The 26,405-nt window shown below is 68.9% G+C and carries 24 protein-coding genes and 1 riboswitch; of the genes, 15 read left to right on the forward strand and 9 right to left on the reverse strand.

The features are described from left to right. Positions 1-32: 32 nt before the first annotated feature. From cbiE to AC2ITM_RS15995, 3 genes are all read right to left on the reverse strand, one after another. The gene (cbiE, locus tag AC2ITM_RS15985) at positions 33-1,229 is read right to left on the reverse strand and encodes a precorrin-6y C5,15-methyltransferase (decarboxylating) subunit CbiE (protein WP_486467621.1); all 1,197 of its coding nucleotides are present in this window, start codon (positions 1,227-1,229) and stop codon (positions 33-35) included. Then, a complete protein-coding gene (locus tag AC2ITM_RS15990) occupies positions 1,226-1,864 on the reverse strand; it encodes a precorrin-8X methylmutase (RefSeq protein ID WP_486467622.1) in 639 nt (212 codons plus the stop codon). Before AC2ITM_RS15990 ends, cbiE begins: the two co-directional genes overlap by 4 nt. 65 nt (positions 1,865-1,929) lie before the next feature. Beyond that, a complete protein-coding gene (locus AC2ITM_RS15995) occupies positions 1,930-3,117 on the reverse strand; it encodes a sirohydrochlorin chelatase (RefSeq protein ID WP_486467623.1) in 1,188 nt (395 codons plus the stop codon). A gap of 440 nt (positions 3,118-3,557) precedes the next feature. On the opposite strand from AC2ITM_RS15995, the gene AC2ITM_RS16000 reads away from it, so the two are divergent. Then, entirely contained in the window at positions 3,558-4,556 is a 999-nt protein-coding gene (locus AC2ITM_RS16000; RefSeq protein ID WP_486467624.1) for a glutathione S-transferase family protein, read from the forward strand. A 15-nt stretch (positions 4,557-4,571) separates the two neighbouring features. Here AC2ITM_RS16000 and AC2ITM_RS16005 read toward each other — a convergent pair whose 3' ends face one another. Continuing rightward, positions 4,572-4,967 (reverse strand): response regulator transcription factor, encoded by a 396-nt coding sequence (locus AC2ITM_RS16005; RefSeq protein ID WP_486469450.1) that lies wholly within the window; start codon positions 4,965-4,967, stop codon positions 4,572-4,574. 246 nt (positions 4,968-5,213) lie between these two features. On the opposite strand from AC2ITM_RS16005, the gene AC2ITM_RS16010 reads away from it, so the two are divergent. Genes AC2ITM_RS16010 through AC2ITM_RS16025 form a run of 4 tightly spaced genes read left to right on the forward strand, consistent with a single transcriptional unit; the run spans position 5,214 to position 8,676 of the window. Beyond that, on the forward strand, positions 5,214-5,591 hold the full coding sequence (locus AC2ITM_RS16010) for a DUF1636 family protein (protein ID WP_486467625.1): 378 nt from the start codon (positions 5,214-5,216) through the stop codon (positions 5,589-5,591). Beyond that, positions 5,591-6,526 (forward strand): threonine-phosphate decarboxylase, encoded by a 936-nt coding sequence (locus AC2ITM_RS16015; RefSeq protein ID WP_486467626.1) that lies wholly within the window; start codon positions 5,591-5,593, stop codon positions 6,524-6,526. Before AC2ITM_RS16010 ends, AC2ITM_RS16015 begins: the two co-directional genes overlap by 1 nt. Then, complete coding sequence (gene cbiB, locus AC2ITM_RS16020; RefSeq protein WP_486467627.1) at positions 6,523-7,434, forward strand: adenosylcobinamide-phosphate synthase CbiB; 912 nt, start codon at positions 6,523-6,525, stop codon at positions 7,432-7,434. The genes AC2ITM_RS16015 and cbiB overlap by 4 nt, the downstream gene beginning before the upstream one ends. A gap of 57 nt (positions 7,435-7,491) precedes the next feature. Continuing rightward, the gene (locus AC2ITM_RS16025; RefSeq protein WP_486467628.1) at positions 7,492-8,676 is read left to right on the forward strand and encodes a lytic murein transglycosylase; all 1,185 of its coding nucleotides are present in this window, start codon (positions 7,492-7,494) and stop codon (positions 8,674-8,676) included. 2,178 nt (positions 8,677-10,854) lie between these two features. Here the strand turns inward: AC2ITM_RS16025 and AC2ITM_RS16030 are convergent. Beyond that, complete coding sequence (locus tag AC2ITM_RS16030; protein ID WP_486467629.1) at positions 10,855-14,310, reverse strand: chromosome segregation SMC family protein; 3,456 nt, start codon at positions 14,308-14,310, stop codon at positions 10,855-10,857. A 215-nt stretch (positions 14,311-14,525) separates the two neighbouring features. Beyond that, a riboswitch (cobalamin riboswitch) is annotated at positions 14,526-14,748 on the forward strand. 34 nt (positions 14,749-14,782) lie between these two features. On the opposite strand from AC2ITM_RS16030, the gene AC2ITM_RS16035 reads away from it, so the two are divergent. The 6 genes from AC2ITM_RS16035 to AC2ITM_RS16060 all read left to right on the forward strand — a co-directional run bounded on the left by AC2ITM_RS16035 (position 14,783) and on the right by AC2ITM_RS16060 (position 21,803). Beyond that, a complete protein-coding gene (locus tag AC2ITM_RS16035; protein ID WP_486467630.1) occupies positions 14,783-15,460 on the forward strand; it encodes an energy-coupling factor ABC transporter permease in 678 nt (225 codons plus the stop codon). An 83-nt stretch (positions 15,461-15,543) separates the two neighbouring features. Further along, complete coding sequence (gene cobW, locus AC2ITM_RS16040; RefSeq protein ID WP_486467631.1) at positions 15,544-16,623, forward strand: cobalamin biosynthesis protein CobW; 1,080 nt, start codon at positions 15,544-15,546, stop codon at positions 16,621-16,623. Continuing rightward, on the forward strand, positions 16,623-17,081 hold the full coding sequence (locus AC2ITM_RS16045; RefSeq protein ID WP_486467632.1) for a GNAT family N-acetyltransferase: 459 nt from the start codon (positions 16,623-16,625) through the stop codon (positions 17,079-17,081). Before cobW ends, AC2ITM_RS16045 begins: the two co-directional genes overlap by 1 nt. A gap of 100 nt (positions 17,082-17,181) precedes the next feature. Beyond that, complete coding sequence (gene cobN / locus AC2ITM_RS16050; protein WP_486467633.1) at positions 17,182-20,916, forward strand: cobaltochelatase subunit CobN; 3,735 nt, start codon at positions 17,182-17,184, stop codon at positions 20,914-20,916. Between the two features lie 24 nt (positions 20,917-20,940). After that, positions 20,941-21,348, forward strand: a complete 408-nt coding sequence (locus tag AC2ITM_RS16055; protein ID WP_486467634.1) for a GFA family protein — start codon at positions 20,941-20,943, stop codon at positions 21,346-21,348. Beyond that, positions 21,345-21,803, forward strand: a complete 459-nt coding sequence (locus AC2ITM_RS16060; RefSeq protein WP_486467635.1) for a GNAT family N-acetyltransferase — start codon at positions 21,345-21,347, stop codon at positions 21,801-21,803. The genes AC2ITM_RS16055 and AC2ITM_RS16060 overlap by 4 nt, the downstream gene beginning before the upstream one ends. Before the next feature lie 85 nt (positions 21,804-21,888). Here AC2ITM_RS16060 and AC2ITM_RS16065 read toward each other — a convergent pair whose 3' ends face one another. Beyond that, the gene (locus tag AC2ITM_RS16065; protein ID WP_486467636.1) at positions 21,889-22,200 is read right to left on the reverse strand and encodes a hypothetical protein; all 312 of its coding nucleotides are present in this window, start codon (positions 22,198-22,200) and stop codon (positions 21,889-21,891) included. A 79-nt stretch (positions 22,201-22,279) separates the two neighbouring features. Here AC2ITM_RS16065 and AC2ITM_RS16070 point away from each other — a divergent pair, with 79 nt between their 5' ends. Genes AC2ITM_RS16070 through AC2ITM_RS16085 form a run of 4 tightly spaced genes read left to right on the forward strand, consistent with a single transcriptional unit; the run spans position 22,280 to position 24,795 of the window. Further along, positions 22,280-22,636, forward strand: coding sequence for a CidA/LrgA family protein (locus tag AC2ITM_RS16070; RefSeq protein ID WP_486467637.1), 357 nt, complete (start codon positions 22,280-22,282; stop codon positions 22,634-22,636). Then, positions 22,633-23,349: an LrgB family protein gene (locus AC2ITM_RS16075; protein ID WP_486467638.1), complete on the forward strand. Its 717-nt coding sequence runs from the start codon at positions 22,633-22,635 to the stop codon at positions 23,347-23,349. Before AC2ITM_RS16070 ends, AC2ITM_RS16075 begins: the two co-directional genes overlap by 4 nt. 10 nt (positions 23,350-23,359) lie before the next feature. Then, the gene (gene cobO, locus AC2ITM_RS16080; protein ID WP_486467639.1) at positions 23,360-23,968 is read left to right on the forward strand and encodes a cob(I)yrinic acid a,c-diamide adenosyltransferase; all 609 of its coding nucleotides are present in this window, start codon (positions 23,360-23,362) and stop codon (positions 23,966-23,968) included. Positions 23,969-24,024: 56 nt separating this feature from the next. Beyond that, positions 24,025-24,795 (forward strand): FadR/GntR family transcriptional regulator, encoded by a 771-nt coding sequence (locus tag AC2ITM_RS16085; protein ID WP_486467640.1) that lies wholly within the window; start codon positions 24,025-24,027, stop codon positions 24,793-24,795. A gap of 157 nt (positions 24,796-24,952) precedes the next feature. Here the strand turns inward: AC2ITM_RS16085 and AC2ITM_RS16090 are convergent, their stop codons facing one another. From AC2ITM_RS16090 to AC2ITM_RS16100, 3 genes are all read right to left on the reverse strand, one after another. Then, positions 24,953-25,525, reverse strand: a complete 573-nt coding sequence (locus AC2ITM_RS16090) for a F0F1 ATP synthase subunit B (RefSeq protein ID WP_486467641.1) — start codon at positions 25,523-25,525, stop codon at positions 24,953-24,955. 5 nt (positions 25,526-25,530) lie between these two features. Further along, positions 25,531-26,073, reverse strand: a complete 543-nt coding sequence (locus tag AC2ITM_RS16095) for a F0F1 ATP synthase subunit B' (protein ID WP_486467642.1) — start codon at positions 26,071-26,073, stop codon at positions 25,531-25,533. Between the two features lie 92 nt (positions 26,074-26,165). Further along, positions 26,166-26,402 carry a F0F1 ATP synthase subunit C gene (locus AC2ITM_RS16100; protein ID WP_486467643.1) on the reverse strand — a complete coding sequence of 79 codons (237 nt, stop codon included), beginning with the start codon at positions 26,400-26,402 and terminating at the stop codon, positions 26,166-26,168. Between the last annotated feature and the right edge of the window lie 3 nt (positions 26,403-26,405).

A 26,405-nucleotide genomic window follows, 5' to 3' on the forward strand; every position in this document is an offset into this window, starting at 1 on the left:
TTTCATCTTTCCCCAAATATGCATTCGCACCATCAGCGTTTCAGCACCGACCATTGGGTCACGCCCATCTGCGGCTTCCATCCGCGCAACCGCCCCACGGGGGCCATGCGCGCAACATTGACCCGCACCAGATCCCCGCCCAGATCGGCCTGAACCTGCGCCAGCAGCGCCTCGCTTTCCAGGGTCACGGCATTGGCAACCAGCCGGCCAAAGGGCCTCAGCGCGGCCCAGGCCTGCGCCACGGTGTCCGCAGACAACCCTCCACCGATGAAGACCGCATCGGGGGCGGGAAGCCCGGCCAGCGCGTCCGGCGCGCGGCCCTCGACCAGTTGCAGGCGCGGCGCGCCCAGCCGCAGCGCGTTCTGCGCCGACAGCGCCCGGCGGTCGGCACGCGGTTCGATCCCGATGGCACGGGCATCGCGCGCCCCGCGCATCCATTCCACCCCGACGGACCCGCAGCCCGACCCGATGTCCCACAGAAGCTGCCCCCGCATCGGCATCAGCTTTGCCAGCGTCAGCGCCCGCAGCTCCTGCTTGGTAAAGTTGCCGTCATGGACAAAGGCCTCATCCGGCAGGCCCATGCGCGGCAGGACCTGCGCATCCGGCCCCGCGATGCAGTCAACCGCGAGGGTATGGAAGGCCGGCACCTCGGCGTCCCAGCTTTCGGCCAGACCGTCAATGTAGGCCTCCTCCGCGCCGCCCATATGGGCCAGAACGCTCAGGCGCGACGCCCCGTACCCGCGATCCCGCAGCAAGGCGGCGATCTGGCCCGGCGTGTCAGACCCGGCGGTCAGCAGCAGCAGCCGCGCTCCGGGTTCGACGTAGGGCAGCACCTGCTCGGCCGGGCGGCCATGCACCGTCAGCGTTTCCACATCCGCCAGCGACCAGCCCATCCGGGCCGAGGCCAGCTGAAACGCCGACAGCTGCGGATGATAGGTGATTTCCGACACCGGGATGTCGCGCCCGATCCGCGCGCCGACGGAATACCAAAGCGGATCGCCCGTCGCCAGAACCACCACCCTGCGGCCCCGATGCGCCAGCAGCGTCGCGATCATCGCATCGAAGGGCGAGGGCCAGGCCAGACGTTCCGCCGTGGCATTGCCGCAAAGGCCATGATGGCGGGCACCGCCCAGGATGACCTCGGCCTGCGCGACCACGGCGCGGGTGGCAGAGGACAGGCTGTCCTCTCCGCTCGCGCCAAGGCCGACGATATGCAGCCAGGGGGTCACGCGGGTTCGCCCGGCAGACCGGCGGCCAGCGCATTGACCGCCGCCGAGGCCATGGCCGAGCCGCCCTTGCGGCCCCGAAGCGCCACGAAATCGCAGCCGCGCGGATTGGCGGCCAGTTCCGCCTTGCTTTCGGCCGCGCCGACAAAGCCCACCGGGAAGCCCAGGATGACCGCCGGTTTCGGCGCGCCCGCATCCAGCGCCTCGAGCAGGTGGAAGAGGGCGGTCGGCGCGTTCCCGATGGCCACGACAGCGCCATCGAGACGGTCGTGCCACAGCTCGACCGCCGCGGCCGACCGCGTGGTCCCCAACTGCGCCGCCATCGCGGGAACGGAAGCGTCGTTGAGCGTCACGATGACCTCGTTCCCGGCTGGCAGGGCGCGGCGGATGATGCCCGCGCCCACCATTTCGCAATCGCACAGGATCGGCGCGCCGGCCCGCAGCGCGGCATGGCCCGCCGCATAGGCATCGGCGGAAAAGGCCAGACGATCGGCGATTTCCACCATGCCGCAGGAATGAATGAGCCGGATCGCCATCCGGTCGAGACCCGCCGGGAAACGATCCAGCCGCGCTTCTCGGCGGACGGTGGCAAAGCTTTCCGCATAGATGGCGGCGGGGTCCTTCAGATAGGGACGCATCGGGGGCCTCATGGGGCGCCGGAGGGGGGGCCTCCGGCGGGCATATTTAGGGAAAGATGAAAGGCTCAGGTCTTGCGCCGGGCGCTTTCGGGGCCATGCGGGTGTTTCGCATGGGGATATTCGGGGTGCGCGTGATCATGGGCGTGGTGGCCGTGGTCATGGGCGTGGCCGTGGTCATGATCGTGGTGATGATGCCCGTGATCGTGGTCATGATCATGATGGTGGTGATCATGATCGTGGTCATGCCCGTGATGGTGGTGATGGCCATGGGCGTGATCATGGCCATGGTGGTGATGCCCCATGTCCAGACGGCATTCCCCGGTGCAGAACGTGTCGCACAGGGTGCAGTCCTCGACATTCGAACCCGGCGCCGAGGCGCCCTGGCCCTCGACATGGTGGTGGTGGCTTTCCTGCGGGCTGCCGACCTCGGCCTCGAAGCCCAGGATCTGGGTGCGGTACTTGCAGGTGGCGCAGTTCGGCGGCGGCACTTCGCCCACCTGTTCGGTGACCCGTTCCGCGAAGGTTTCCAGCACCTTGGGATGGTCGTTCAGATAGCCCGCCTTGACGAAGCGGATGTCGGGGTGGCGCGCTGCCACCTGATCGGTAAAGCCGTAGATGCGGTCGATCAGGATCCCGGTGAAGAGGAAATAGGGGAAGACCACGACACGCTTGTAACCCAGCTTGACCACGTGATTCAGGCAAGGCTCGACCAGGGGGAAGGTGACGCCGGAATAGCCGACCTCGAGCCAGCCAAAGCCCATGCCTTCCTGCAGCATCCGGGCGATCTTGGCGACGTTGCCGTTGGCATCGGGATCCGAAGCACCCCGGCCGATGACCACCAGGCAGGTGTCTTCGAGGGCGACGGCGCCGTCTTCGGCATCGGCGGCGGCGATGGCGCGGCCGATGCGGTCGGCGGCAGCCGCGATCATCTTCGGATCGACGCCCAGTTCGCGGCCATAGGTGATCTCGATCCCATGCTTGGCCGCATAGGTGTTCAGCACCGTCGGGATGTCGTTCTTGGCATGCATCGCCGCGAACAGCATCCCCGGCACCGCCAGGATCCGCTCGCAGCCGGCGTCGCGCAGCCGGTCCAGGCCGTCACGGATCACCGGGTTGGCGAATTCCAGATAACCATAGTCCACCAGCCAGTCCTGCGGCAGCAGCGCCGGCAGCTTTTGTGCCAGCACCGCGAATTCGTCCACAGCAGCCTGGCTGCGCGACCCGTGGCCGCAGATCATCACGCCGGTCTTCATGCGCCGAGACCTTTCGGGAAGGGGAAACGGATGGACATGGAGGACTCCTTTCCTGTCGGGTGGCCCGGGGGCCTGATGGGTCAGGCGGGCGGACAGGCGCAAGGCGCCCCCGCCGGGCGGGGACGTGATCCTGACGATGCGCTCCCTGCCCCCGGTCTGGGTCGGCGGACCGCGCACTCCTCTCCGGCCCGCAGCGGGCTCGTCTGGACCCGTCTATAGGCGAGGGCGCCGCGACGCGCAATCAAGCCTTCGTCGCAGATCCCCCCCGGGGGCCGTCCCCCGGGAAGATCGGGACAGAAAGGCACAATTCACAGGAATGTCATGGTGGCGCTGTGCACCCATGCACCCTTCCTGCGCGCCCGCAGGGCTTGGCCCGTGGGGCTGCAGGCTCTAGCTGAAGGGCAGAACGAAGTCACACAAACGCAGGGAGGGCCTTCCCGATGGGTCTACTGGTCGACGGCACATGGCAGGACAAGTGGTACGACACCAAATCGACGGGCGGCAGCTTCGTGCGCACGGTGGCGCAGTTCCGCAACTGGATCACCGCGGACGGGGCGCCGGGGCCTTCGGGAACGGGCGGCTTTGCGGCGGAAAGCGGGCGCTACCACCTTTATGTCTCTTACGCCTGCCCCTGGGCGCACCGGGCGCTGATCTTCCGCGCGCTGAAGGGGCTTGAGGACCACATCAGCGTCTCGGTCGTGCATCCGCACATGCTGGGCGAGGGCTGGACCTTCGATGCCGATTTCGACGGCGCCACCGGCGACACGCTGATGGGCCTGCGCTATCTGCGCGATGTCTACCTGAAGGCCGATCCCGCGATCACCACCCGCGTCACCGTGCCGGTGCTGTGGGACAAGCAGCAGCAGGTCATCGTGTCGAACGAAAGCTCGGAAATCATCCGCATGCTGAACGCGGCCTTCGACGGGATCACCGGCAACCACGACGACTACTGGCCGGTCGGCCTGCGCCCCCAGATCGAGGCGCTGAACAGCCGCATCTACGACACCGTCAACAACGGCGTCTACAAGGCGGGCTTTGCCACCAGCCAAGAGGCCTATGACGCCGCCGTGGGTCCGCTGTTCGACAGCCTGGACTGGCTGGAGGGGATCCTGTCGCAGAACCGCTACCTGCTGGGCGACACCCTGACCGAGGCCGACTGGCGCCTGTTCACCACGCTGATCCGCTTTGACAAGGTCTACCACACGCATTTCAAATGCAACCGGAGGCTGATCCGGGAATATCCCGCGCTCTGGGGCTATGTGAAAGAGCTGTACCAGCTGCCCGGCATCGCCGCGACGGTGAATTTCGACCATATCGTGCACCACTATTACTACAGCCACGACACCATCAACCCGCACCGCATCATTCCGGTGACCCCGGATCTGGACCTGATGGCGCCGCATGGCCGCGCCGCCCTGACGCGCTCGGCCGCGGAATAGGATGCAGCGGGGCGCCTAGAGCGCCCCGTAATGTTCGACCATCGCCGCCAGATCGGCGGGCGGGGCGCCGCTGTTCAGCAGCGCGCAGGCATTGGTCGCATAGCGAAAGATCGACCCGTCCGAGAAGAACCCCGTATTGGTGACAAAGATCACCCGCGCCGCGGGCTGGCGGTAGTTCGCGTAATCGGCAATCGCCAGCGCCGAGCCCTCGTCCAGCACCAGATCCAGCACCAGGACCTCGAACGGGCGGGCGCCCAGCAGCGCGATGGCGGCCTCCTGGCCATGCACCAGCTCGACCTGCATGCCCTGCCGGTCCAGATGGCGCTTCCACAGCCAGCCCAGATTGGGCTCGCTCTCGACGATCAGGACGCGGGGGGCTTCGCCCCTGTCCCCGTCCTCTCCGACGGGCACGACGCCCAGCCGATAGGCCGCGATATCCCGAAAATCCTGCACCCTTGTTACCCATTGCCCCGCACGCCCCGGCCCTGTGACCGGTGTTCTACGCGTTGTGAGGATGAGTGTCGGTCGGAATGGCTAACAAATTCTTAATCAAGCCCGGCAGATTAACCTTTCATTGCCACTCAGATAAGGATTTGCCTTTTTGCCGTGCCTGGGGTGAAACGAGGCCCGGCACCGCGCCATCGGAAGGACCTGTTCATGACCAGCTGGATCACCATCTGCGACACCTGCAAGACCGAAGGCTGGGATGCCGCCTCGGGGCGCACCGACGGCGAGGCCCTGGCCGCCCTGATCGAACCCGCCGCCGCCGCCCGCGGCGTCAGGACCCGGCGGGTGTCCTGCCTGATGGGCTGCAGCCAGGGCTGCAACGTGGCGATCCAGGGGCGGGACAAGCTGAACTACACGCTGGGCCGGTTCGAGCCCACCGCCGAAGCCGCCGAAGCGATTGCCGACTATGCCGCGCTGCATGCCGCAAGCGCCACCGGCCAGGTGCCCTTCCGAACCTGGCCGCAGGGGGTGAAGGGGCATTTCGTCACCCGTCACCCGCCGCTCCCGCCCGAGGGGGACGACGCCTGATGGCCCGCGATCACGGCGGCAACCTGGCAGCGGCCCAGGCCCTTTACGGTGGCGCGCCGCAGGATTGGTGCGACCTGTCGACCGGCATCAACCCGGTGCCCTACCCCCTGCCCGCCTTCGACGCCACCGACTGGACCGCCCTGCCGGATGCCCCCGCGCAGGACGCCCTGCTGGCCGCCGCCCGCCGCTTCTGGCAGGTCCCCGACCGGGCCGCGATCCTGGCGGTGCCGGGATGCTCGGCCGCCATCGCGCGGATCCCGGCGCTGGCCGATCCGGCCCAGGTCCATATCCCCGGCCCCACCTACAACGAACATGCCGCAGCCTTCCGCAGCCAAGGCTGGCAGGTCCTTGACGATGCGCCCCAGGCGCCCGCCCGCGTCATCGTCCATCCCAACAACCCCACCGGCGCCTTCCACCCCGCCCCGCCGCCCGCCGTGCTGACGGTGATCGACGAAAGCTTTTGCGACATCGCCCCCGAACGCTCGCTGATCGGGTTGGCGGCGCGGCCCGACGTGCTGGTGCTGAAAAGCTTCGGCAAGTTCTGGGGCCTCGCCGGGCTGCGGCTGGGCTTCGTCATCGGCCCGCCGGCGCGCATCGCGGCGCTGGCCGCGCGCCTGGGCCCCTGGGCGGTGTCGGGACCGGCGCTGCGCACCGGCACGGCGGCACTGTCGGATCCGCTTTGGGCCGATGCCACCCGGGCGCGCCTGACCGCCGATGCCACGCGCCTTGATACGCTGATGGCGGGGGCAGGCGCGGCCCCGGTGGGCGGCACGCCCCTCTTCCGCACCTACGACTGCGCCGATGCCGCCGCCCTGCAGGACCGCCTGGCCCGCGCCCGCATCTGGAGCCGCATCTTCCCCTATTCCAGCCGCTGGATCCGCCTTGGCCTGCCCGCGCCGGACCGCTGGGACCAGATCGCGCAGGCCCTCGCATGACCCATGCCGCCGTCCTTATGCTGGCGCTGCTTCTGGATGCGGCCCTAGGCGAACCCGCCTGGCTGTGGTCCCGCCTGCCGCATCCGGCGGTGCTGATGGGGCGGCTGATCGGCGGCGCCGATGCCCGGATCAACGCCGGCGCCTTCCGCAAGGCGAAGGGCATCGCGCTGGTCGCCGGGCTGGTGATCCTGGGCTGGGCCATCGGCACGATGATTGCGGCCCTTGGCTGGCTGCCGCAGGTGGTGCTGGCGGCGATCCTTCTGGCGCAGAAATCGCTGGTCCAGCACGTGCAGGCGGTGGCCGCCGCGCTGCGCCGGTCCCTGCCCGAGGGCCGCGCCAGCGTCGCCATGATCGTCGGCCGCGACACCGCCGACATGGATCCCCCCGCCGTCGCCCGTGCCGCCATAGAAAGCGCGGCCGAGAACATGTCCGACGGTGTCACCGCCCCCGCCTTCTGGCTGCTGCTGGGCGGCCTGCCGGGGCTGGTGATCTACAAGCTGGTCAACACAGCCGACAGCATGATCGGCTATCGCACGCCGCGCCACGCGGACTTCGGCTGGGCGGCGGCGCGCCTCGATGACGTGCTGAACCTGATCCCGGCGCGCCTGACCGCGCTGATCTTCGCCATCCTGGGCCGCTGCATGGACGACTGGCGGGACATCGTCCATGACGCCCGCCTGCACCGCTCGCCCAATGCCGGCTGGCCCGAGGCCGCCCTGGCCCGGGTGCTGGACGTGGCGCTGTCGGGGCCGCGCTCCTACCACGGGGAACGGCGCGACTTTCCCTTCGTCAATCCCGACGGAGACCGCGCCCCGGGCCCCGATCAGATCGAAACTGCCTGCCGCGTGCTCTGGCAGGGCTGGGCAGTGCTGCTTACAGGCGCCTTCCTGCTGGCGCTCCTGTGGTGATCATTTGCCACCACGCATTCCCCTGCTAGCTTGCGCGCCAAGTCAGGAGAGAGTCCCATGCCGTCCATGTCCGTCCGTCTCTGTGCGACCCTCGCCGCGCTTGCCCTGCCCGGCCCCCTGCTGGCCCAGCCCTGCGGCGGCGATTTCGGCAGCTTCGTGCAGGGCCTCTCGCAGGAAGCCATCGCCAAGGGGCACGACCCGCAGACCGTGGCACAGTTCTTCGCCACCGTCCGCCAGGACCCCGAGGTCATCCGCGCCGACCGCCGCCAGGGGGTGTTCCAGCTGGATTTCACCGCCTTCTCGCGCAAGCTGATCTCGCAGAACCGGTTGCAGACCGGCCGCGCCAAGGCCAAGAGCCTCGCCCCGGTCTTCACCCGCATCCAGCAGACCTACGGCGTGCCCCCCGGCATCCTGCTGGCCTTCTGGGCCTTCGAGACCGATTTCGGCGGCTTCCAGGGCAATTTCAACACCGCGAACGCGCTGGTGACCCTGGCCCATGACTGCCGCCGCCCCGAGCTGTTCCAACCCCAGGTCCTGGCGGCCCTCACCCTCTACGAACATGGCGATTTCGACCCTGCCTCGACCACCGGCGCCTGGGCGGGGGAAATCGGCATGGTGCAGATGCTGCCCCGCGACATCCTGCTGAACGGCGTCGATGGCGACGGAGACGGCCATATCGACCTGAAATCCTCGGCCCCCGATGCGCTGATGTCGGGCGCCAAGATGATGAGCGCCCTCGGCTGGGCCCCCAACCAGCCCTGGCTGCAGGAGGTGACGCTGCCCGCGCAGATGGACTGGTCGCAGGCCGGCCTGCAGAACCGCCTTTCCCCCGAGGCCTGGCAGGCCATGGGCGTGATGCCGCGTTCGGGCAGCTGGGAAAGCAGCCGCCTTCCGGCCTCGCTGGTACTGCCGCAGGGCCGCCACGGCCCGGCCTTCCTGGCCTATCCGAACTTCTCGGCGCTCTTCGAATGGAACCAGAGCTTCACCTACGTGCTGACCGCCGCCTACCTGGCCACCCGGTTCGAGGGCGCCCCCGCCTTCGCCCCCGGCCACCCCGACAAGGGCCTCGATGGGCCCCAGATGATCACGCTGCAGAAAAAGCTGCAGGCCCTGGGCTATCACGTCGGAGAGGTCGATGGCATCCTGGGCGCCAACACCCGTGACGCGGTACGCGACGTGCAGCAGAAACTGGGCCTGCCGGCAGATGCCTGGCCCACGCCCGAATTGCTCTCGCGCCTCTAGGGGCTGCGGCCCGGCATCCGGTGGATCGGGGGCAGGATGAAAACCGTCCGGCCCGGATGCCCGGATCTTGCAGATGACATCGGGCGGCGCGAAGCAGCCGAGGGTCTGGCGCCTGCGCGCAAAGGTGCAGGTAACGCGGGCAAAGACGGTCGTCCCGGGGGCCGGCCGCGCCCACGCAAAGGGACGTCAGGGCGGTATATTCGCAGCTGGCCACGGGCCCGTCTGGATGGACAGGGGCCTGCTTGATTTTGCGGCCCCTGCATTCGACCGGGCCGTCCCCGGGGGGCAAAGGCCACCCCCGGACCTTTTTTCCGATCCTCGGGGGGCCGGGCAAGACTGGGCTTGCGCCCTTGCCCTGTCCCGCTGCCCGCCAAGTCCTGTCACAGCGCATCGGAGCGGAGGGGATGGCATGACGGTTCCGCCACGGCTTTGCGCATTGGATGCCCGGATCACCGGGACGGCAGTAAAGCTGATGGCAAACGGCATCGGGCATCTGCGGAAGGCCCTTCAAGGCTGCCTTTCCATCCACCGTCGCAACGCGTTGGGACAGGACGAACGGGCACGTGTGGTCATGCCGAAAAGCCATGGGGTTTGCCTTCAGCGGGCTGAACATCGGGTCGGCAATGTGGAAATAGCCCCCCCCCTTTGGCAGATTGCCTTGCAATCGCCTGGCGGGCAGCGCCTGAACATCAGCCGCACCGGATTGTCGCTGCCCATGTCAGCCAGACCCGGGCAGGCATGTCGCCGGAAGCAGTACGGATCGCGGCCACGGGGGCTGCGTCGCGGCAGAGGCAGGCAGGCGGCAAAGGGCGCAGGCGCCGGACAGCCATGATCGCCGCCTCGTCATCTGCGCGCAGGATTGCAGAGCGCGGTTCGACGGGAGCGCCGCGCGTCTGCACCCCTTCACAACGGTCCTGGGCGGGCAAGCTGCGCAGGCGACGCTTGCCCCTCTCGGGACAGTGCAGCAATGCCCTACCGGCAAAGGATCACCCTATTGCAGCGCGGACCAGGGGCGGGGACGCGGCATCGCCGTCACGCATGTGTCCTCCGGGACATTCTTCCGATCCAAGGAACGGATCGCAGCCTCAGACCTTGGGATCAAATACCCAGCTCATGGTGACAAATGGCAGGGCAAGATGTGAACCAAGGTGATGCCGACAACCCCCCGCCCCCTTTGGCTGTCCTGTCATGACCTGTCGCGATGCCATCGGGCCGTCCCGAGCTTTTCGCCACAGCGCCCGGCCCGGTCTCCCAGACGACAGACAGCAATGCGGTCCGGCGCATCGAGGCATCGCGCGGGCCCATACCCGCCCGCATGCTGTTGGGGCCATATCCACGCTCTGCCGGCAGCCCCCTGGGACCGGGGCCGGGGACCCGCCATCCGCAGATCAAATCCTGGATGCCCCCCGCCTGCCCCGCGTGATCCCGTCCGCATGACGAGGCCTTACGTCCTGACGAGAAGGTAGAGCCTGCCGGCAAAGTGACAGGCGGCCTGCACAACACTCCTGGGGATCGTTGTCCCACCGAATGCTCTTGAGCGCCCGAAACCCTGTTGTAGGCGCCCCCTTTTGCGCTCGCAGCCTGATGGCGGACGCGGGGCACGGTGCGACCCATCAATTATCCAGCGCTCGGCCCGGCCCCGCTTTGGTCCAGGCCCTCCATGGTCTCGGCCCGGAGCCCGGCCAACGTCCGGCGCCGGAATGGCCGACAGACGCTCGGCCATGTTTCGAACTGACAGCGCGGATCGCGCCATGACGCCCCGGCTCTTGCGCTCAGGTATATGCCCTCCGAAACGCGCCACCAGCCGGCGGGTTCACATACGCTCGGGGCGCAGACACCGGACATGAACATTTTTCAGGAAGTCCCATTCCCTGCCCGACACAAGGCACCGGACCAATCGGGTCTCTTTCGGCGATACCAGCCCGGCTCAGGCCCAAAGCCTGACGCGCGCCCCTATGGTCAACGCGACGCAGGCCTTTCATCTTTCCAAAAATATGCATTCCAGACAGCGAGCTCAGGCGCCCGGCTGGCCGTTTCATCTTTCCCCAAATACGGATGTCGAAACCGCGGGACCGGGTGACCGGCGGGGGTGGGGGGCGCTGCCCCCGCGCCTGGCGGCGCTCCCCCGGAGTATTTATGGCCAGATGACGGGGAACCCGCGCCCGTGGCAGCCTGCGCTCAGGCGACCAGCTGTTCGGCTTTCTTCAGATCGACCGAGACCAGTTGGCTGACGCCCTGCTCCTGCATCGTCACGCCGAAGAGGCGGTCCATCCGCGCCATGGTAACGGCGTGGTGGGTGATGATCAGGAAGCGGGTTTCCGTGCGGCGGCACATCTCGTCCAGGAGGTCGCAGAACCGCGTGACGTTGGCGTCGTCGAGCGGCGCGTCGACCTCATCCAGAACGCAGATGGGGGCCGGGTTCGCGAGGAAAACCGCAAAGATCAGGGCCATGGCGGTGAGGGTCTGTTCGCCGCCTGACAGCAGCGACAGGGTAGAGAGCTTCTTGCCCGGCGGCTGGCACATGATTTCAAGGCCCGCATCGAGGGGGTCTTCGCTTTCCACCAGTTCCAGCTTGGCCTCGCCGCCGCCGAAGAGGTGCCGGAAGAGGGTCGAGAAGCTGGCGTTGACCTGTTCGAAAGCCGTCAGCAGGCGTTCGCGACCCTCGCGGTTCAGGCCCGAGATGCCGTTCCGCAGGGCGCGGATGGCCTCTTCCAGGTCGGCCTTTTCGGTGACCAGGGTGTCATGTTCCTCGCGCACTTCGCGGGCGTCTTCCTCGGCGCGCAGGTTCACGGCCCCAAGCGCGTCGCGCTGGCGTTTCAGGCGGTTCACCTCGGCCTCGATCTGATCCGAGGGCGGCATGGCGTCGATGCCCATGTCGAGGCTGTCCAGCAGCTGCTTCGGCGTCATCTCCTGCGCCTCGGAGATGCGTTCGGCGGCCTGGGTCACCGCCTCGGAGGCGGCATCGGCGCGGGCCTCGGCGCGGGCGCGGGCCTCGCGGGCCTCGGAGGCGGTGCGTTCCAGGTCGCGTTCGGTGGCGGTGGCCTCGCGGGCGGTGGCTTCGGCGGCGGCCAGGGCATCGGCGGCGGTGGCGCGGCGCTGGTCGGCCGCGGCGATGGCCTCGGTCAGCTCTTCGCGTTTGGCGGCCAGCTCCTCGGGGGCGGCCATGGCCTCGTCCAGCTGGGCCTCGGCCTCGGTGCGGCGCTCGTCCAGTTCCGCGATCCGGCGGTCGGCGCTTTCAAGGCGCAGCCGCCAGCCCGAGACCTCCTTGGTGATTTCCTGCGAACGGCGGGTGCGGGCCTCGCCCTCGCGGCGCAATTCGTCATGGGCGGCGCGGCGCGACATCATCGCCATGCGCGCGGCCTCGACCGCCATGCGGATCTGCTCGATCCCGGCGCGGGCCTCGTCCAGATCATCGAGACCGGCAACCGTCGCCTCGGCATCGGCCAGCTGTTCGCGGGCGGTGGTGGCGTCGGCCTCGTGGCGGGTGACGGCCAGCCCGAGGCTTTCGAGCTTCGAGGCCGAGAGGTTGCGTTCGGCCTCGGCGCGCGACAGGCGGCGGGCGGCATCCGAAACGGCGCGGTCGGCCTCGGTGCGGGCCTGGCGGGCGGCCTTGTCGGCAGCGGTCAGCGCCGAGAGCCGTTCGGCCAGGGTGTCATGGGCGGCGCGGGCGGTTTCGGCACGGGCCTCGGCCATGTCCAGATCGGCGCGCAATTCTTCCAGCCGGTTCAGCTGCTCAAGGCGCAGGGCGGCGGCCGAGGGGGTGTCCTCGGCGCCGGCGCGGTAGCCGTCCCACCGCCACAGATCGCCCTGGACCGTCACCAGACGCTGGCCGGGGCGCAGGGCGGGGTGCAGCGCCGCCCCCTGATCGGCCGACACCAGGCCGATCTGCGACAGGCGGCGGGCCAGCACCGCAGGCGCGCTGACGTGATCCGAGAGCGGCACGGCACCGACGGGCAGCGGCTGGGTCGCGTCATAGCCCGGCAGTTCCAGCCAGCCCGAGGGGTCGGTCCCGGTGATCACCGGGGCGCGCAGGTCATCGGCCAGCGCCGCGCCAAGCGCCTTTTCATAGCCCGGCGCCACCCGCAGCAGATCCAGCAGCTGGCCGCCCTCGACCGCATCGCGCTGGACCAGACGGGCCAGCGCCGCGACCTCGGCCTGCAGGGCCTTGACCTCGCCCTCGGCCGAGGAGCGCGCGGCGCGGGTGTCGGCCTCGGCGGACTGGGCCTCGGCGCGGGCGGCTTCGGCGGTGGCCAGGGTCTCTTCGGCCTCTTCGGCGCGGCCGCGGGCGATCTCCTCGGCTTCGGCGGCGGCCTCGGCCTCTTCGATGGCATGGGCGGCGGCACCGCGGGCCTCGGCCACGGCTTCGCGGGCGCGGCCTGCCTCGGCCTCGCTGCGGGCCAGCATCTTGCGGCTGTCATCCAGAAAGCGCGTGGCGGACTGGTGGCGGGCGGCCAGGCGCGCGACATCCTCGGTCAGGGTCGACAGATCGCCCTCGCGTTCGCCCAGCACCTCGGCGGCTTCCAGCGCCAGCTCCTGCGCCTCGGCCAGGGCATCGGCATGGCCATCGCCCGCCTTGGCCAGTTCGCGGGCCTCCCAGTCGAGGCGTTCGATCGTCTCGCCCGCGTCGCGGTTCAGGCCCGCCTCGCGCTCGCGGTCGCGCGAGAGCTGCTCGATCCGGCTGCGCAGGGTGGCAATGGCCTGCAGGGCGCGGGCCTGCTGGTCCGACAGGCTGTCGCGCTGGACGGAAAGGCGCTGCAGGATGGCGGCGGCGATGGCCTCTTCCTCGCGCAGGGGCGGCAGGGCGTCATCGGCGCGCAGGCGGGCCTCGGCGGCCTCGCGGGCCAGGCGTTCGGCCTGGGCGGTGTTGGTCGCAGCGCCGCGCAGGGCGGCGATGGCAAGGTTGCGCGCCTCGTCGGCCTCGCGCCAGCGGCGATACAGCAGCATCCCCTCGGCCTGGCGCAGATCGGTACCGATGGCGCGGTAGCGCGCCGCCTGACGCGCCTGACGTTCCAGCGACGACAGCTGCTGGGCCATCTGTTCGACCACGTCATCGACGCGGGCCAGGTTCTGTTCGGCCCCCTTCAGCTTCAGCTCGGCCTCGTGGCGGCGCTGATAGAGGCCCGAGATCCCCGCGGCCTCTTCCAGGATGCGGCGGCGCGCCTTGGGCTTGGCGTTGATCAGTTCGGAAATCTGCCCCTGCCGCACCAGCGCCGGCGAATGCGCCCCGGTCGAGGCATCGGCGAACAGCATCTGCACGTCGCGCGCCCGCACGTCCTTGGCATTGGCCTTGTAGGCCGATCCCACGTCGCGGGTGATCCGGCGGACGATCTCCAGCTGGTCGGCATCGTTGAAGCTGGCGGGCGCCAGCCGGTCCGAATTGTCGATGGTCAGCGCGACCTCGGCAAAGTTGCGGGCGGGCCGGGTCGAGGCCCCGGCAAAGATCACGTCTTCCATCCCGTCGCCGCGCATCGCGGTGGGACGGTTTTCGCCCATCACCCAGCGCAGGGCCTCCAGCAGGTTCGACTTGCCGCAGCCGTTCGGCCCCACCACCCCGGTGAGGCCCGCGTTGATCACCAGCTCGGTCGGGTCGACGAAGCTCTTGAAGCCGGTGAGACGGAGGCGGGAAAAGCGCAACGGAAGGGCCCTTCTACGTCAGGTTGCATTCGGAAACTTGCGACAAAGGTGCGGCTGCGGGGCGGGGCTGTCAACGTCCGGCTTACCCGATATGGGATCGTCCACAGGCTTCTCCCCAAGATATTGCGGGTTTCGGGGGGTATCTTCTGCGGTTTCCCGCCCTTTCCGCGCGGGCAGCGGCGGCAAAGCGCCTTGACGCCGGGGGGGCCTGCACGCCACAAGATATCCCATACGGTTCCCGACACGGCGCCCAAGCGCCTCGGGATGAAACGGGAATGCGGAACGGGTGACCCAACCAGGGGCCTGCAGCCGCAGCCGCCCCCGCGACTGTGAAGCGGAGAGCGCCCTCAAAGACGCCACTGGTCCCTCCGGGCCGGGAAGGCAGAGGAGCGCCACGACCCGCGAAGCCAGGAGACCGGCCGTGTAGAGAAACCGAACCGGCTGTCGGGTGTGACGGCCCAAGGAGTGCGATATGCATATCGAACCGGGGCTGATCAGCCCCGCAAAAATGATCCTGTCCTATGCAACGGCCGCAGGCGCCGGCGCCTACTGGCTGAAGACCGCCGCGGCGGGCCTGAAGGAAAAGGGCCTGGCGTCCCTGGCGGCACGCGGTGCCGTGGCAACGGCGGCCGTCTTCACTTTCTTCCAGGTGCTGCCGCACTATCCGGTGGGCATCTCCGAGGTGCATTTCATCCTCGGCTCGACCCTGTTCCTGATGCTGGGCGCGGCGCCCGCGGCCTTTGGCCTGGCCTTCGGGCTGCTGCTGCAGGGCGTCTTCTTCGCCCCCTTCGACCTGCCGCAATATGGCGCCAACGTGACGACCCTGCTGGTGCCGCTCTTTGCGCTGAAGGCGCTGGCCGACCGGCTGATCCCGCGCTCGACCGCCTATGTCGACATCAAGTACCGCGACGCGCTGGCGCTCTCGACAGCATATCAGGGCGGCGTGGTGCTGTGGGTGGCGTTCTGGGCCTTCTACGGGCAGGGCTTCTCGGCCACGACCACGGCCTCGGTCTTCAGCTTCGGCGGCGCCTACATGCTGGTCGTGCTGGTGGAACCGCTCGCAGACCTCGCGGTGCTGGCCGCGGCCAAGTCGCTGAAGGGCCTGCGCGGCTCGGGCCTGACGACGCCCCGCCTCTACGACGCGGCCTGATCGCGCCTTCCCCCTGTCGCGGCGGGTCCCCAAAGGGGGGCCCGCCGTTTCCGCTTCTGATCCGTTCCCTTCGGGAGGCTTCCATGCCCGCAAAGATCCCCGCCACCGTCATCACCGGCTTCCTTGGCGCCGGCAAGACGACCCTCGTGCGCCACATGCTGCAGAATGCCGGCGGCAAGCGCATTGCCCTCATCATCAACGAATTCGGCGACCTGGGCGTCGACGGTGACATCCTGCGCGGCTGCGGCGACGCCACCTGCCGCGAAGAAGACATCATGGAGCTGTCGAACGGCTGCATCTGCTGCACCGTCGCCGAAGACTTCATCCCTACGATGGAGAAACTGCTGGCCCGTCCCGACCGCCCCGACCATATCGTGATCGAGACCTCGGGCCTTGCCCTGCCCCAGCCGCTGATCCGCGCCTTCAACTGGCCGGCGATCTCCACGAAGGTCACCGTCGATGGCGTTGTCACCGTGGTCGACGGCAAGGCCGTGACCGAGGGCCGCTTTGCCCAGGACGAGGCCGCCGTGGCCGCCGCCCGCGAAGCCGATGACAGCATCGACCACGACACCCCCCTGTCTGAACTCTTCGAGGACCAGCTGGCCTGCGCCGACATGATCGTCGTCAACAAGGCCGACCTGATGAGCGACGCAGAGCTGCTGGCCACCATGGCCACGCTCAGGGACGGCGCCCGCGACGCGGTGCAGGTGGTCTCCTCCTCCATGGGCGCCCTGCCGGCCGAGGTGCTGCTGGGCATGAACATCGCCGCCGAGGCCGACATGGAAGCCCGTCACGAGATCCATCACCATCATCACCACCATGATGACGACGACGACGATGATCACGACGACCACCACGATCACGACCATGACGAATTCGAAAGCTTCGTCGTGCCGCTGCCGGAAATCCGCGATCCCAAGGCCTATTGCGATCACCTCTCGCAGGTCATCCGCACCCATGACATCCTGCGCCTCAAGGGCTTTGCCGCGGTCGAGGGCAAGCCGATGCGCCTGACGATCCAGGCCGTGGGCCCCCGGATCGACCATTACTACGACCAGCCCTTCGGCACGGCGCCCCGCATGACGCGGCTGGTGGTGATCGGCCTCGCCGGTCTCGACCGTACCGCGATCGAGGCGGCGCTTGCGGAACCGGTGACCGCCTGATGGTCACCGTCGAACGCACCGATCCCGGTCACCCCGGGGTCGTCCGCCTGCTCGAGGCCTCGCACGCGCTGATGCGCAGCCTCTACTCTCCCGAGGAAAACCATTTCCTCGGGCACGAGGCCCTGGCCCGTCCCGACATCCGCTTCTTCGCGGCCCGCGACGCCCAGGGCACGATCCTTGGCTGCGGCGCGCTGCAGGTCAAGGACGGCTACGGCGAAGTCAAAAGCTTCTTCACCGACACCGCCGCCCGCGGCCAGGGCGTCGGCTCGGCGCTGCTCGCCGCGATCGAGGCCCAGGCCCGCGCCGATGCCCTGCCCCTGCTGCGGCTCGAAACCGGCGACAAGCTGGCCGAGGCCTGCCGCCTCTACGAACGCCGCGGCTTCACCCGCCGCGGCGCCTTCGGAGACTACCCCGACAACGGCGTCTCCGTCTTCATGGAGAAACCCGTCGCCGCCTGACGGTTCTCTCATCTGACCAGAAATACTCCGGGGGGAGGCAGCCGCAGGCTGACGGGGGGCAGCGCCCCCCTCTCGCCCCGGGCCCCATCCGGACGCCCTCATGCATCTTCTCGCCGCCACCCCCGGTCGCATCGACGACGGAACCGAGGCCGTCGACCTGAACCAGACCCCCGCCGATCTGGTGATCCTCTCGGCCGCCGATACCGAACTCGCGGCGCTGTCGCAGGCCCATGCCGCGCAGCACGACGCCCCCTCCCTGCGCCTTGCCCGCCTGACCGACCTGACCCACCCGATGTCGGTGGACCTGCACCTCGACACCTGCGCCACGAAATCCCGGCTGGTCATCGCCCGGGTGCTGGGCGGCATGGGCTACTGGCGCTACGGGATGGAACAGTTCTCGGCCCGCCTGCACGCGGCCGGCGTCCCCTTCCTGGCCCTGCCCGGCGATGACAAGCCCGACCCCGAACTGCGCGCCCTCTCGACCCTGCCCGATGCCGATTACGACGCCCTCTGGTCCTACCTGGTCGAAGGCGGCCCGGCGAATACCGCGGCCTTCCTCGATTACGCCCGCGCCCTGCTGGAGGAGACGGAAAAACCCGGCCCCGCCGCGCCGCTGCTGCGCGCCGGCCTGCACTGGCCAGGCGAGGCCACGCCCTCCCTCGCCACGCTCCGCGCCCACTGGCATCCCGGCGCCCCGGTGGTGCCCCTGGTCTTCTACCGCGCACTGGTCCAGGGCGCGGGCCTTGCCCCCATCGACGCCCTGACCCACGCGCTGCACCGGCGCGGCCTGAACCCGCTGCCGGTCTTCGTGGCCTCGCTCAAGGATCCGGTCTCGGCCGCCACGCTCGACGACCTCCTGGCCGAAACCGCCCCGCAGGTGATCCTGAACTGCACCGCCTTCGCCACCGGCTCGCCCCATGGCGAGGCAGGCGATGCCAACCCCTTCACGAAACCTTCCGCCAACCGCGCCCCGGTCTTCCAGGTCGTCCTCGCCTCCTCCTCCGAAGAAGCCTGGTCCGACGGCCTCTCGGGGCTTTCCGCCCGCGACATCGCCATGAACGTGGCCCTGCCCGAGGTCGACGGACGCATCCTCTCCCGCGCCATCTCCTTCAAGGGCCAAAGCCATTACGACGCCGCCACCCAATGCTCCATCGCGGCGCCCATGCCGCGCGCCGACCGGGTGGATTTCGTGGCCGACCTCGCCGCCAACTGGGCCCGCCTGCGCGCCACCCCGGCCGCAGAGCGCCGCGTCGCACTGGTGCTGGCGAACTACCCCAACAAGGACGGGCGGCTGGCGAACGGCGTCGGCCTCGACACCCCCGCCGCCACCGTCCATGTGCTGAAGCTGCTGCAAACCGCAGGCTACACCATCGACAAGGCGCCCGAGACCTCGGATGCGCTGATGCAGGCGATCCTTGCGGGCCCCACCAACTGGCTCACCGACCGCGCTCAGACGACGGGCGGAGAATTCCTCCCCCTCGCCACCTACCGCACCCATTTCGACGCCCTGCCCGAAACCACCCGCCAGCAGATCCTCGACCGCTGGGGCCCCCCCGAGGACGACCCGTTCTTCATCTTTCCCCAAATATGCCCGCCGGAGGCCACCGCCGCAGGCGGTTTCAAGCTCTCCATCCTGCGCCACGGCAACGCGGTGGTCGGCATCCAGCCCGCCCGGGGCTACAACATCGACCCCGATGAAACCTACCATGCGCCCGACCTTGCCCCGCCGCACGGCTACCTGGCCTTCTACATCTGGCTGCGCGAGGCCTTCGGCGCCCATGCGATCACCCACATGGGCAAGCACGGCAATCTGGAATGGCTGCCCGGCAAGGCCATCGCGCTCTCCGACGCCTGCTTCCCCGAGGCCGTCTTTGGCCCCCTCCCGCATATCTATCCCTTCATCGTCAACGACCCGGGCGAAGGCACCCAGGCCAAGCGCCGCACCCAGGCCGTGATCATCGACCACCTGACCCCGCCGCTGACCCGCGCCGAAAGCTACGGGCCGCTCCGCGACCTCGAGGCACTGGTCGATGAATATTACGAAGCCGCGGGCCTCGATCCCCGCCGCATCGAACATCTGCGCCGGGAAATCCTGTCGCTGACCTCGGTCACGGGCGTCGACCGCGATGCGGGCTTTACCGGAGACGAGGACACCGATCTGGCCAAGCTCGACGCCTGGCTCTGCGAGCTGAAGGAGGCGCAGATCCGCGACGGGCTGCACATCTTCGGCCAAAGCCCCGAGGACCGGCTGTTCCGCGACCTGCTGCAGGCGCTGGTGCGCATTCCGCGCGGCGCGGGCAAGGGCGGCGATGCCTCGCTGCCGCGCGCGCTGGCCGCCGATCTGGGGCTGAGCTTCGACCCGCTCGACTGCGACATGGCCGCCCCCTGGACCGGCCCGCGCCCCGAGGCGCTGAACCTCACCTCCGACAGCTGGCGCAGCAACGGCGACACGGTCGAGCGGCTGGAGCTGCTGGCCGCCGCCCTGCTGGACGGTGACACCCCGCCCCCCGGCCCCGCCAGCGCCGCGGTGATGCAGGCGGTGCACGACACCATTGCCCCCACCCTGCAGGCCTGCGGACCGGACGAGGGGGCGGGGCTCCTCACCGCCCTTGCGGGGCAGTTCGTCGCCCCGGCGCCCTCCGGCGCGCCCACCCGGGGTCGCCTGGACACCCTGCCCACGGGGCGGAACTTCTTCTCCGTCGACAGCCGGGCCGTGCCCACGCCCACCGCCTGGGCCCTCGGGTGGAAATCCGCCAACCTGCTGATCGAACGGCATCTTCAGGATCAGGGCGACTGGCCGCGCACGCTGCTGCTGTCGGCCTGGGGGACAGCCAACATGCGCACCGGCGGCGATGACATCGCGCAGGGGCTGGCCCTGATGGGGGTAAAGCCGCAATGGGACGCCGCCAACCGCCGCGTGACCGGGTTCGAGATCCTGCCCCTTGCCACCCTCGACCGGCCCCGCGTCGACGTGACCTTGCGGATCTCGGGCTTCTTCCGCGATGCCTTCCCGCAGCTGATCGCCCTTTTCGACAGCGCCGCCCGCGCCGTCCAAGCCCTGGACGAGCCCGCCGACCTGAACCCTGCCGCCGCCCGCGCCCGCACGGGCGAAACACAGGCCCGCATCTACGGCGCCAAGCCCGGCGCCTATGGCGCGGGCCTGCAAGCGCTGATCGACGAACGGATCTGGTCCGACCGCGCCGATTTCGCCCGCGCCTATCTGGAATGGGGCAGCTACAGCTACGGCACCGCGGACGAGGGCACCCGAGACACCGCCGGGCTGACCGCCCGCCTCAGCCAGGCCCAGGCCATCGTGCAGAACCAGGACAACCGCGAACACGACATCCTTGACAGCGACGACTACTACCAGTTCGAAGGCGGCGCCGCGGCCGCCGTCGCCACCCTGCAGGGCGCCGACGTGCCGCTTTACCATAACGACCACTCGCGCCCCGAACGCCCCGTCATCCGCACCCTGGACGAGGAAATCTCCCGCGTCATGCGATCCCGCGTGGTGAACCCCAAGTGGATCGAGGGGGTGAAACGCCACGGCTACAAGGGCGCCTTCGAGATCGCCGCCACCGTCGATTACCTGTTCGCCTTCGCCGCCACGACCCGCGCGGTAAAACAGCACCATTTCGACCTCTGCCACGAGGCCTTTCTGGAAGACGAGGACACCCGCACCTTCATCGAGACCCACAACGCCCCCGCCCTGCGCGAGATCGCCCAACGGCTGAACGAAGCGATCGAGCGCGGCCTCTGGCAGCCGCGTTCCAACTCCGCCCTTGCGCGGATCGCGGCGCTGACGGGGCTCGACGCCGACAGGCCCCGGACCTAGCCTGCCGGGCAGGAGGGCCCAACCATGACCGCCAAGACCTACCGGGGGCACTGCCTCTGCGGTGCCGTCACCTACGAATGGCAGGACGCCCCGGGCGCCGTCAAATGGGTGGGCCACTGCCATTGCGAAAGCTGCCGAAGGGCGACCGGATCGCCCTTCACCACCTTCGTCAGCACCTGGGACCATGCCTTCCGCTGGACCGGGGCCGAGCCCGCCAGCCACGCCTCCTCCCCCGGTGTCAGCCGCCTGTTCTGCCCGACCTGCGGCACCCCCGTCGCCTACCGCGCCACCCGGGTACCGGGCGAAACCCATACCTACCTTGCCAATCTAGACGACGCGCAGGGCCTGCCCCCCACGATCCACTACTACTGGAACGAGCGCGTCACCTGGCTGGTCCATCCCGATGACGGCCTGGAGCACCACGAGGAATGATCCCCGAACGCCTGCCCGCCGACAGCCCCGGCATCCCCGCCGTCCTTGCCCTGCTGCGCACGGCCTTCGCCTATATGGAGGACCGGATCGACCCACCCTCCTCGCTGCATCGCATGACCGAAGCCCGCCTGCGCGACACCGCCCGCGACGCGGAACTGTGGATCCTGCCCGGCCCGCTGGCCTGCATGATCCTGACACCGCATCCCGATCACCTCTACCTGGGCAAGCTGGCCACCGCCGCCCGGGCCCGCGGCCAGGGCCATGCCCGCCGCCTGATCGCCCATGCCGAAACCCGCGCCCTCGCCCTGCACCTGCCCGCCCTGCGCCTGGAAACCCGGATCGAACTGACGGAAAACCACGCCGCCTTCACCCGCCTGGGCTTTGCCGAGATCGCCCGCACCGCCCATCCCGGCTTTGACCGCCCGACCTCCCTCACCTTCGAGAAACGCCTGTAACCCTTTCATCTTTCCCCCAATATGCCGGGGGGAAGGCCGCAGGCCGCGGGGGGCAGCGCCCCCCGGCACCGTTCGCACCCCGGGCCTAATCGCAGGCCAGCACGCCCAGCACCATCGCCGCATCGCCCAGCACCAGGCCCACCCGGCACCCGGTCGCCGCCCCGATCGCCGCCTGTGCAGGCCCCGCCACCGATTTCAGGTTCGGCGCATAGCGCGCGTTCACCCGGATCGCCTCGGCCATGGCGCCGCGGCGGCGCACCTCGAACCGGTCTTCCCCGACCGAGACCCGCGTCACCGCCTGGCCGTTGAAATAGGGATCGGGCCGGTCGCAGCCCGCAACGCCCGCCACAAGGACCGACAGCACCAGTGCAAAAGGGATCGACAGGGTGTATCTCATGCCCCAGCCTCGCGCAGGGACAGTTAAGAAACCGTTCCGCCCCACCAGATCCTCCTGCCTCCCCCCTCCCGGAGCCCCCATGATCCGACATCTCTTCCTGCTGCTCTTCTACCAGCTGGCCGGCGAAAGCCTGGCCCGCGGTCTGACCCTGCCGCTGCCGGGCCCGGTGCTGGGCATGGTGCTGCTGTTCCTGACCTTCCTCGCCGCGCCGCAGCTTTACGAGGCGATGCGCGGCACGGTCTCGGGGCTGCTGTCTCACCTGTCGCTGCTCTTCGTGCCGGTGGGCGTGGGGGTGGTGCAGTACCTCGGGCTGATGCGCGACGAAGGCGTGCAACTGGCGATCGTGCTGGTCGTTTCGACGGCGCTGGCCATCGCCGTGGGCGCGCTGGTCTTCCACTGGCTGCTGCGCGCCACCGGACAGGAGGAACGCCCGTGACTTCGCTCACCGACATCTGGAGCTACCTCGCCCAGGGGCCGCTGCTGTGGCTGGGCCTGACCCTGGGCGCCTATATCATCGCCGACTGGGTCTTCATGAAATCCGGGCGCTTTCCGCTGTGCAACCCGGTGCTGCTGTCGATCATCTTTCTGGCGCTGATGCTGGTCATCACCCATACCCGCTATGACACCTATTTCGAGGGCGCCCAGTTCGTCCACTTCATGCTGGGCCCGGCGACGGTGGGGCTGGCGGTGCCGCTCTTTGCCAATGTCCACCACATCCGCAAGACCGCACTGCCGATGGCCGCGGCCCTGCTGGCGGGGTCAACCACGGCGGTGGTCTCGGCCCTGCTGGTGGCAAAGGCGCTCGGCATCCACGGTCAGGTGCTGATCTCGCTCGCGCCGAAATCGGCCACGGCGCCGGTTGCCATCGGGATCTCGGAACGGATGGGCGGGCTGCCGACGCTGACCGCGGCGCTGGTGCTGATGACGGGGATCATCGGTGCCATCGTGGCGCCCCACTTGCTGAACGCGCTTGGCGTGCGCGACTGGCGCGCCCGCGGTTTCGCGGTGGGCGTCGCGGCCCATGGCATCGGCACCGCCCGCGCCTTCCAGGCGCATGAGCGCGCCGGCGCCTTCGCCGGGATCGGCATGGGCCTCAATGCCTTGCTGACCTCGGTGCTTGCCCCCTATGTTCTGCACCTGATCAACTAAGGAGCCCGCCATGACCGAGGACACCGACCGCCACGCGATGAAGATGGCCAAGAAGAAGGCCGCCCGCGACAAGATCATGGCGACCAAGACCGATGAAAAGGGCCTGGTCATCGTCCACACCGGCAAAGGCAAGGGCAAGTCGACCGCCGCCTTCGGGATGATCTTCCGCTGCATCGCCCATGACATGCCCTGCGCCGTGGTGCAGTTCATCAAGGGCGGCATGTCGACCGGCGAACGCGACCTGATCGAGAAACATTTCTCGGACACCTGCGAATTCCACACCATGGGCGAGGGCTTTACCTGGGAAACCCAGGACCGCTCGCGCGATATCCAGATGGCCCAGGCGGCCTGGGAAAAGGCCAAGGAACTGATCCGCGACCCCGCTCACCGCATGGTCCTGCTGGACGAGATCAACATCGCCCTGCGCTACGACTACCTGGACGTGGCCGAGGTGATCGCCTTCCTGCAGACCGAAAAGCCGCCCATGACCCATGTCGTGCTGACCGGGCGCAACGCCAAGGAAGAGCTGATCGAGATCGCCGACCTCGCGACCGAAATGGAGCTGCTGAAGCATCCCTTCCGCGCCGGCATCAAGGCCCAGATCGGCGTCGAATTCTGATCCTTGCCGCGGGGCGGCTCCGGTCATAAAATCTGACCAATTCAGCCGGAGCCCCCATGCCCTTCCAGCCCATCCCCCCCGAGAAACGCTCGGACGCGGTGGTCCGCCAGATCGAGCTTCTGATCCTGCGGGGCCTGCTGCGCCCCGGGGAGCGCCTGCCGGCGGAACGTGACCTGTCCGAGCGGCTGGCCGTCTCGCGCCCCTCGCTGCGCGAGGCCCTGGCCGAGCTGCAGGAACGCGGCCTGCTGGAAACGCGGGCGGGATCGGGCGTCTATGTGGCGGACCTGCCGGGCACGGCCCTGGGCCCCGCCCTGCTGGCGCTGCTGTGCCGTCACGAAGAGGCGGTCTTCGATTTCCTCTCGTTCCGCCGCGACCTGGAGGGCCAGGCCGCCGAACGCGCCGCCGCCGAGGGGCTCGACGCGGATCTGGCGCTGCTGGACCTGCTGATGACCCGGCTGCGCGCGGCCCATGCCGCCGGCGACCGCGCTGCAGAGGCCCGGATCGATGCAGAGTTCCACCTGGCCATCCTGGAGGCCAGCCACAACATCATCCTGCTGCACCTGATGCGCAGCACCTTCGCACTGCTGCACGAAGGCGTCTTCAGCACGCGCGCCCGGCTGTTCGAGCGCGCCTCGGTCCGGGACGAGATCCTGGCCCAGCACGACGCAATCAACGCGGCCCTGCAGGCCCGCAACGGTGCCCGCGCCCGCGCCGCGGTAGAGGCCCATCTGGATTACGTTCACGCCGCCTTTACCGCCCATCTGGCGGAAGACCGCCGGGCCGAAATCGCGGGCCAGAAACTGGACCGGGAACGCGAGCGGAAATGACGGCAGGGGGCTCTGCCCCCGTCTCCTGCGGAGCCTCCCCCGAGGTATTTCAGAACAAGAAAATGAAGAAGGGCGCGGCCGGAGAGATCCGGGCGCGCCCTTATGATTTCATCTTTCCCCAAATATGCATCGCGACGGATGCAGCGGGGCAGCGGCCTCAGTTAAGGCGGGTCTTGACGGTCTCGATCGAGCTGTCGAGCAGCGCTGCGGCATGGGCCGGGGTCATCTGCTTGGTGATCACGTCGCGGGCGGCCGAGATCGACACGGCGATGGCGCGATCACGGACTTCCTTGACGGCAGCGGCTTCGGCAGCGGCGATCTGCTCTTCGGCGGCGGCAAGGCGGCGGGCGATGGCCAGCTGCAGGTCCGCCTTGGCCTGTTCGGCCACGGCGGAGGCATCGGCCTTCGCATCCGCAACGATGCGGTCGGCCTGGGCCTGGACTTCGCGCTGTTTGCGCTCGTAGGCGGCAAGCAGGGTCTTGGCTTCCTCGCGCAGGGCGGCGGCCTCTTCGAGCTCGGCGCGGATGCCCTTGGCACGCTTGTCGAGCAGGCCGGCGATCAGGCCCGGGACCTTGAAGTACACCAGGACGCCGACGAAGAGGATGAAGGCCACCAGCACCACGAAGTTGGTGTTGTGCAGCGAGAAGAACGGGCCGGTGGCGGCCTGTGCGGGGGCGCCGGCCAGGGCTGCCACGGCGGCGGCGGGCAGGATCAGGGCAGTCTTGCGCATGGATCTCATCCTTTCAGCCGGGCGGAAACGGCACTGTCGATCTCGGTCTCGGGGGCGGTGAAGCCCAGCGAGGCGATGACGGCAGCGGTCGTGTCCTTGGCCACGGTCTCGGCGGCTTCGAGGGCACCGGCGCGGATCTCGGCGATCGCCTTTTCGCCTTCGGCGACCTTGGCGGCGATCTCGGCGTCGGCCTTTGCCGTGGCGGCTTGGATCTCTTTCTGGATCTCGGCCTTGGTCTCGGCGACGATGCGGGCCGCTTCGGAACGGGCATCGGCAAGGGCCTTGTCATAGGCCGCTTCCGCGTCCTTGGCCTTTTGCTTCAGCTCTTCCGCCGCGGCGATGTCATTGGCGATCGTTCCCGCGCGATCCGCCAGAACCGCCCCCACACGCGGCAGCGCCACGCGGGACAGGATCAGGTAGATCACGACCAGGGTCACGATCAGCCAGAAAATCTGGTTGCCCCAGGTCGAGAAATCAAGCTGCGGCATACCGCCAGCATTATGCGTTTCTGCGCCGAGCTGGGTGAGCTCAGGGGTTTCGGTCGCCATCAGTCAACTCCGGGAACTGGATCAAGTCTGGATATTACCACGGGTGGGCCCATAAGGGACCCACCCGCACGTAAGGATCTGTTCCGGATGCCTTAGACGGCGAACATCAGCAGCAGAGCGACGAGGAACGAGAAGATCCCCAGGGCTTCTGCGAAGGCCATGCCGATGAACAGCGTGGCGGTCTGGGACGCGGCAGCCGAAGGGTTGCGCAGGGCGCCGGCCAGGAAGTTGCCTGCGACGTGGCCCACACCGATGGCGGCCGCGCCGGAACCGATGCCTGCAAGGCCAGCACCGATGAACTTGCCCAGGTCTGCGATATTGCCTTCCATGTC

Source organism: Pseudooceanicola sp. NS-SX9 (assembly GCF_057380705.1).

What these genes read in the sequence shown, in the direction of transcription:
- AC2ITM_RS15990 (WP_486467622.1), bottom strand. Translation starts at nt 1,864, where the DNA reads ATGCGTCCCTATCTGAAGGACCCCGCCGCCATCTATGCGGAAAGCTTT.
- AC2ITM_RS15995 (WP_486467623.1), bottom strand. Translation starts at nt 3,117, where the DNA reads ATGAAGACCGGCGTGATGATCTGCGGCCACGGGTCGCGCAGCCAGGCT.
- AC2ITM_RS16000 (WP_486467624.1), top strand. Translation starts at nt 3,558, where the DNA reads ATGGGTCTACTGGTCGACGGCACATGGCAGGACAAGTGGTACGACACC.
- AC2ITM_RS16010 (WP_486467625.1), top strand. Translation starts at nt 5,214, where the DNA reads ATGACCAGCTGGATCACCATCTGCGACACCTGCAAGACCGAAGGCTGG.
- AC2ITM_RS16015 (WP_486467626.1), top strand. Translation starts at nt 5,591, where the DNA reads ATGGCCCGCGATCACGGCGGCAACCTGGCAGCGGCCCAGGCCCTTTAC.
- cbiB (WP_486467627.1), top strand. Translation starts at nt 6,523, where the DNA reads ATGACCCATGCCGCCGTCCTTATGCTGGCGCTGCTTCTGGATGCGGCC.
- AC2ITM_RS16025 (WP_486467628.1), top strand. Translation starts at nt 7,492, where the DNA reads ATGCCGTCCATGTCCGTCCGTCTCTGTGCGACCCTCGCCGCGCTTGCC.
- AC2ITM_RS16035 (WP_486467630.1), top strand. Translation starts at nt 14,783, where the DNA reads ATGCATATCGAACCGGGGCTGATCAGCCCCGCAAAAATGATCCTGTCC.
- cobW (WP_486467631.1), top strand. Translation starts at nt 15,544, where the DNA reads ATGCCCGCAAAGATCCCCGCCACCGTCATCACCGGCTTCCTTGGCGCC.
- AC2ITM_RS16045 (WP_486467632.1), top strand. Translation starts at nt 16,623, where the DNA reads ATGGTCACCGTCGAACGCACCGATCCCGGTCACCCCGGGGTCGTCCGC.
- cobN (WP_486467633.1), top strand. Translation starts at nt 17,182, where the DNA reads ATGCATCTTCTCGCCGCCACCCCCGGTCGCATCGACGACGGAACCGAG.
- AC2ITM_RS16055 (WP_486467634.1), top strand. Translation starts at nt 20,941, where the DNA reads ATGACCGCCAAGACCTACCGGGGGCACTGCCTCTGCGGTGCCGTCACC.
- AC2ITM_RS16060 (WP_486467635.1), top strand. Translation starts at nt 21,345, where the DNA reads ATGATCCCCGAACGCCTGCCCGCCGACAGCCCCGGCATCCCCGCCGTC.
- AC2ITM_RS16065 (WP_486467636.1), bottom strand. Translation starts at nt 22,200, where the DNA reads ATGAGATACACCCTGTCGATCCCTTTTGCACTGGTGCTGTCGGTCCTT.
- AC2ITM_RS16070 (WP_486467637.1), top strand. Translation starts at nt 22,280, where the DNA reads ATGATCCGACATCTCTTCCTGCTGCTCTTCTACCAGCTGGCCGGCGAA.
- cobO (WP_486467639.1), top strand. Translation starts at nt 23,360, where the DNA reads ATGACCGAGGACACCGACCGCCACGCGATGAAGATGGCCAAGAAGAAG.
- AC2ITM_RS16085 (WP_486467640.1), top strand. Translation starts at nt 24,025, where the DNA reads ATGCCCTTCCAGCCCATCCCCCCCGAGAAACGCTCGGACGCGGTGGTC.
- AC2ITM_RS16090 (WP_486467641.1), bottom strand. Translation starts at nt 25,525, where the DNA reads ATGCGCAAGACTGCCCTGATCCTGCCCGCCGCCGCCGTGGCAGCCCTG.
- AC2ITM_RS16095 (WP_486467642.1), bottom strand. Translation starts at nt 26,073, where the DNA reads ATGGCGACCGAAACCCCTGAGCTCACCCAGCTCGGCGCAGAAACGCAT.
- AC2ITM_RS16100 (WP_486467643.1), bottom strand. Translation starts at nt 26,402, where the DNA reads ATGGAAGGCAATATCGCAGACCTGGGCAAGTTCATCGGTGCTGGCCTT.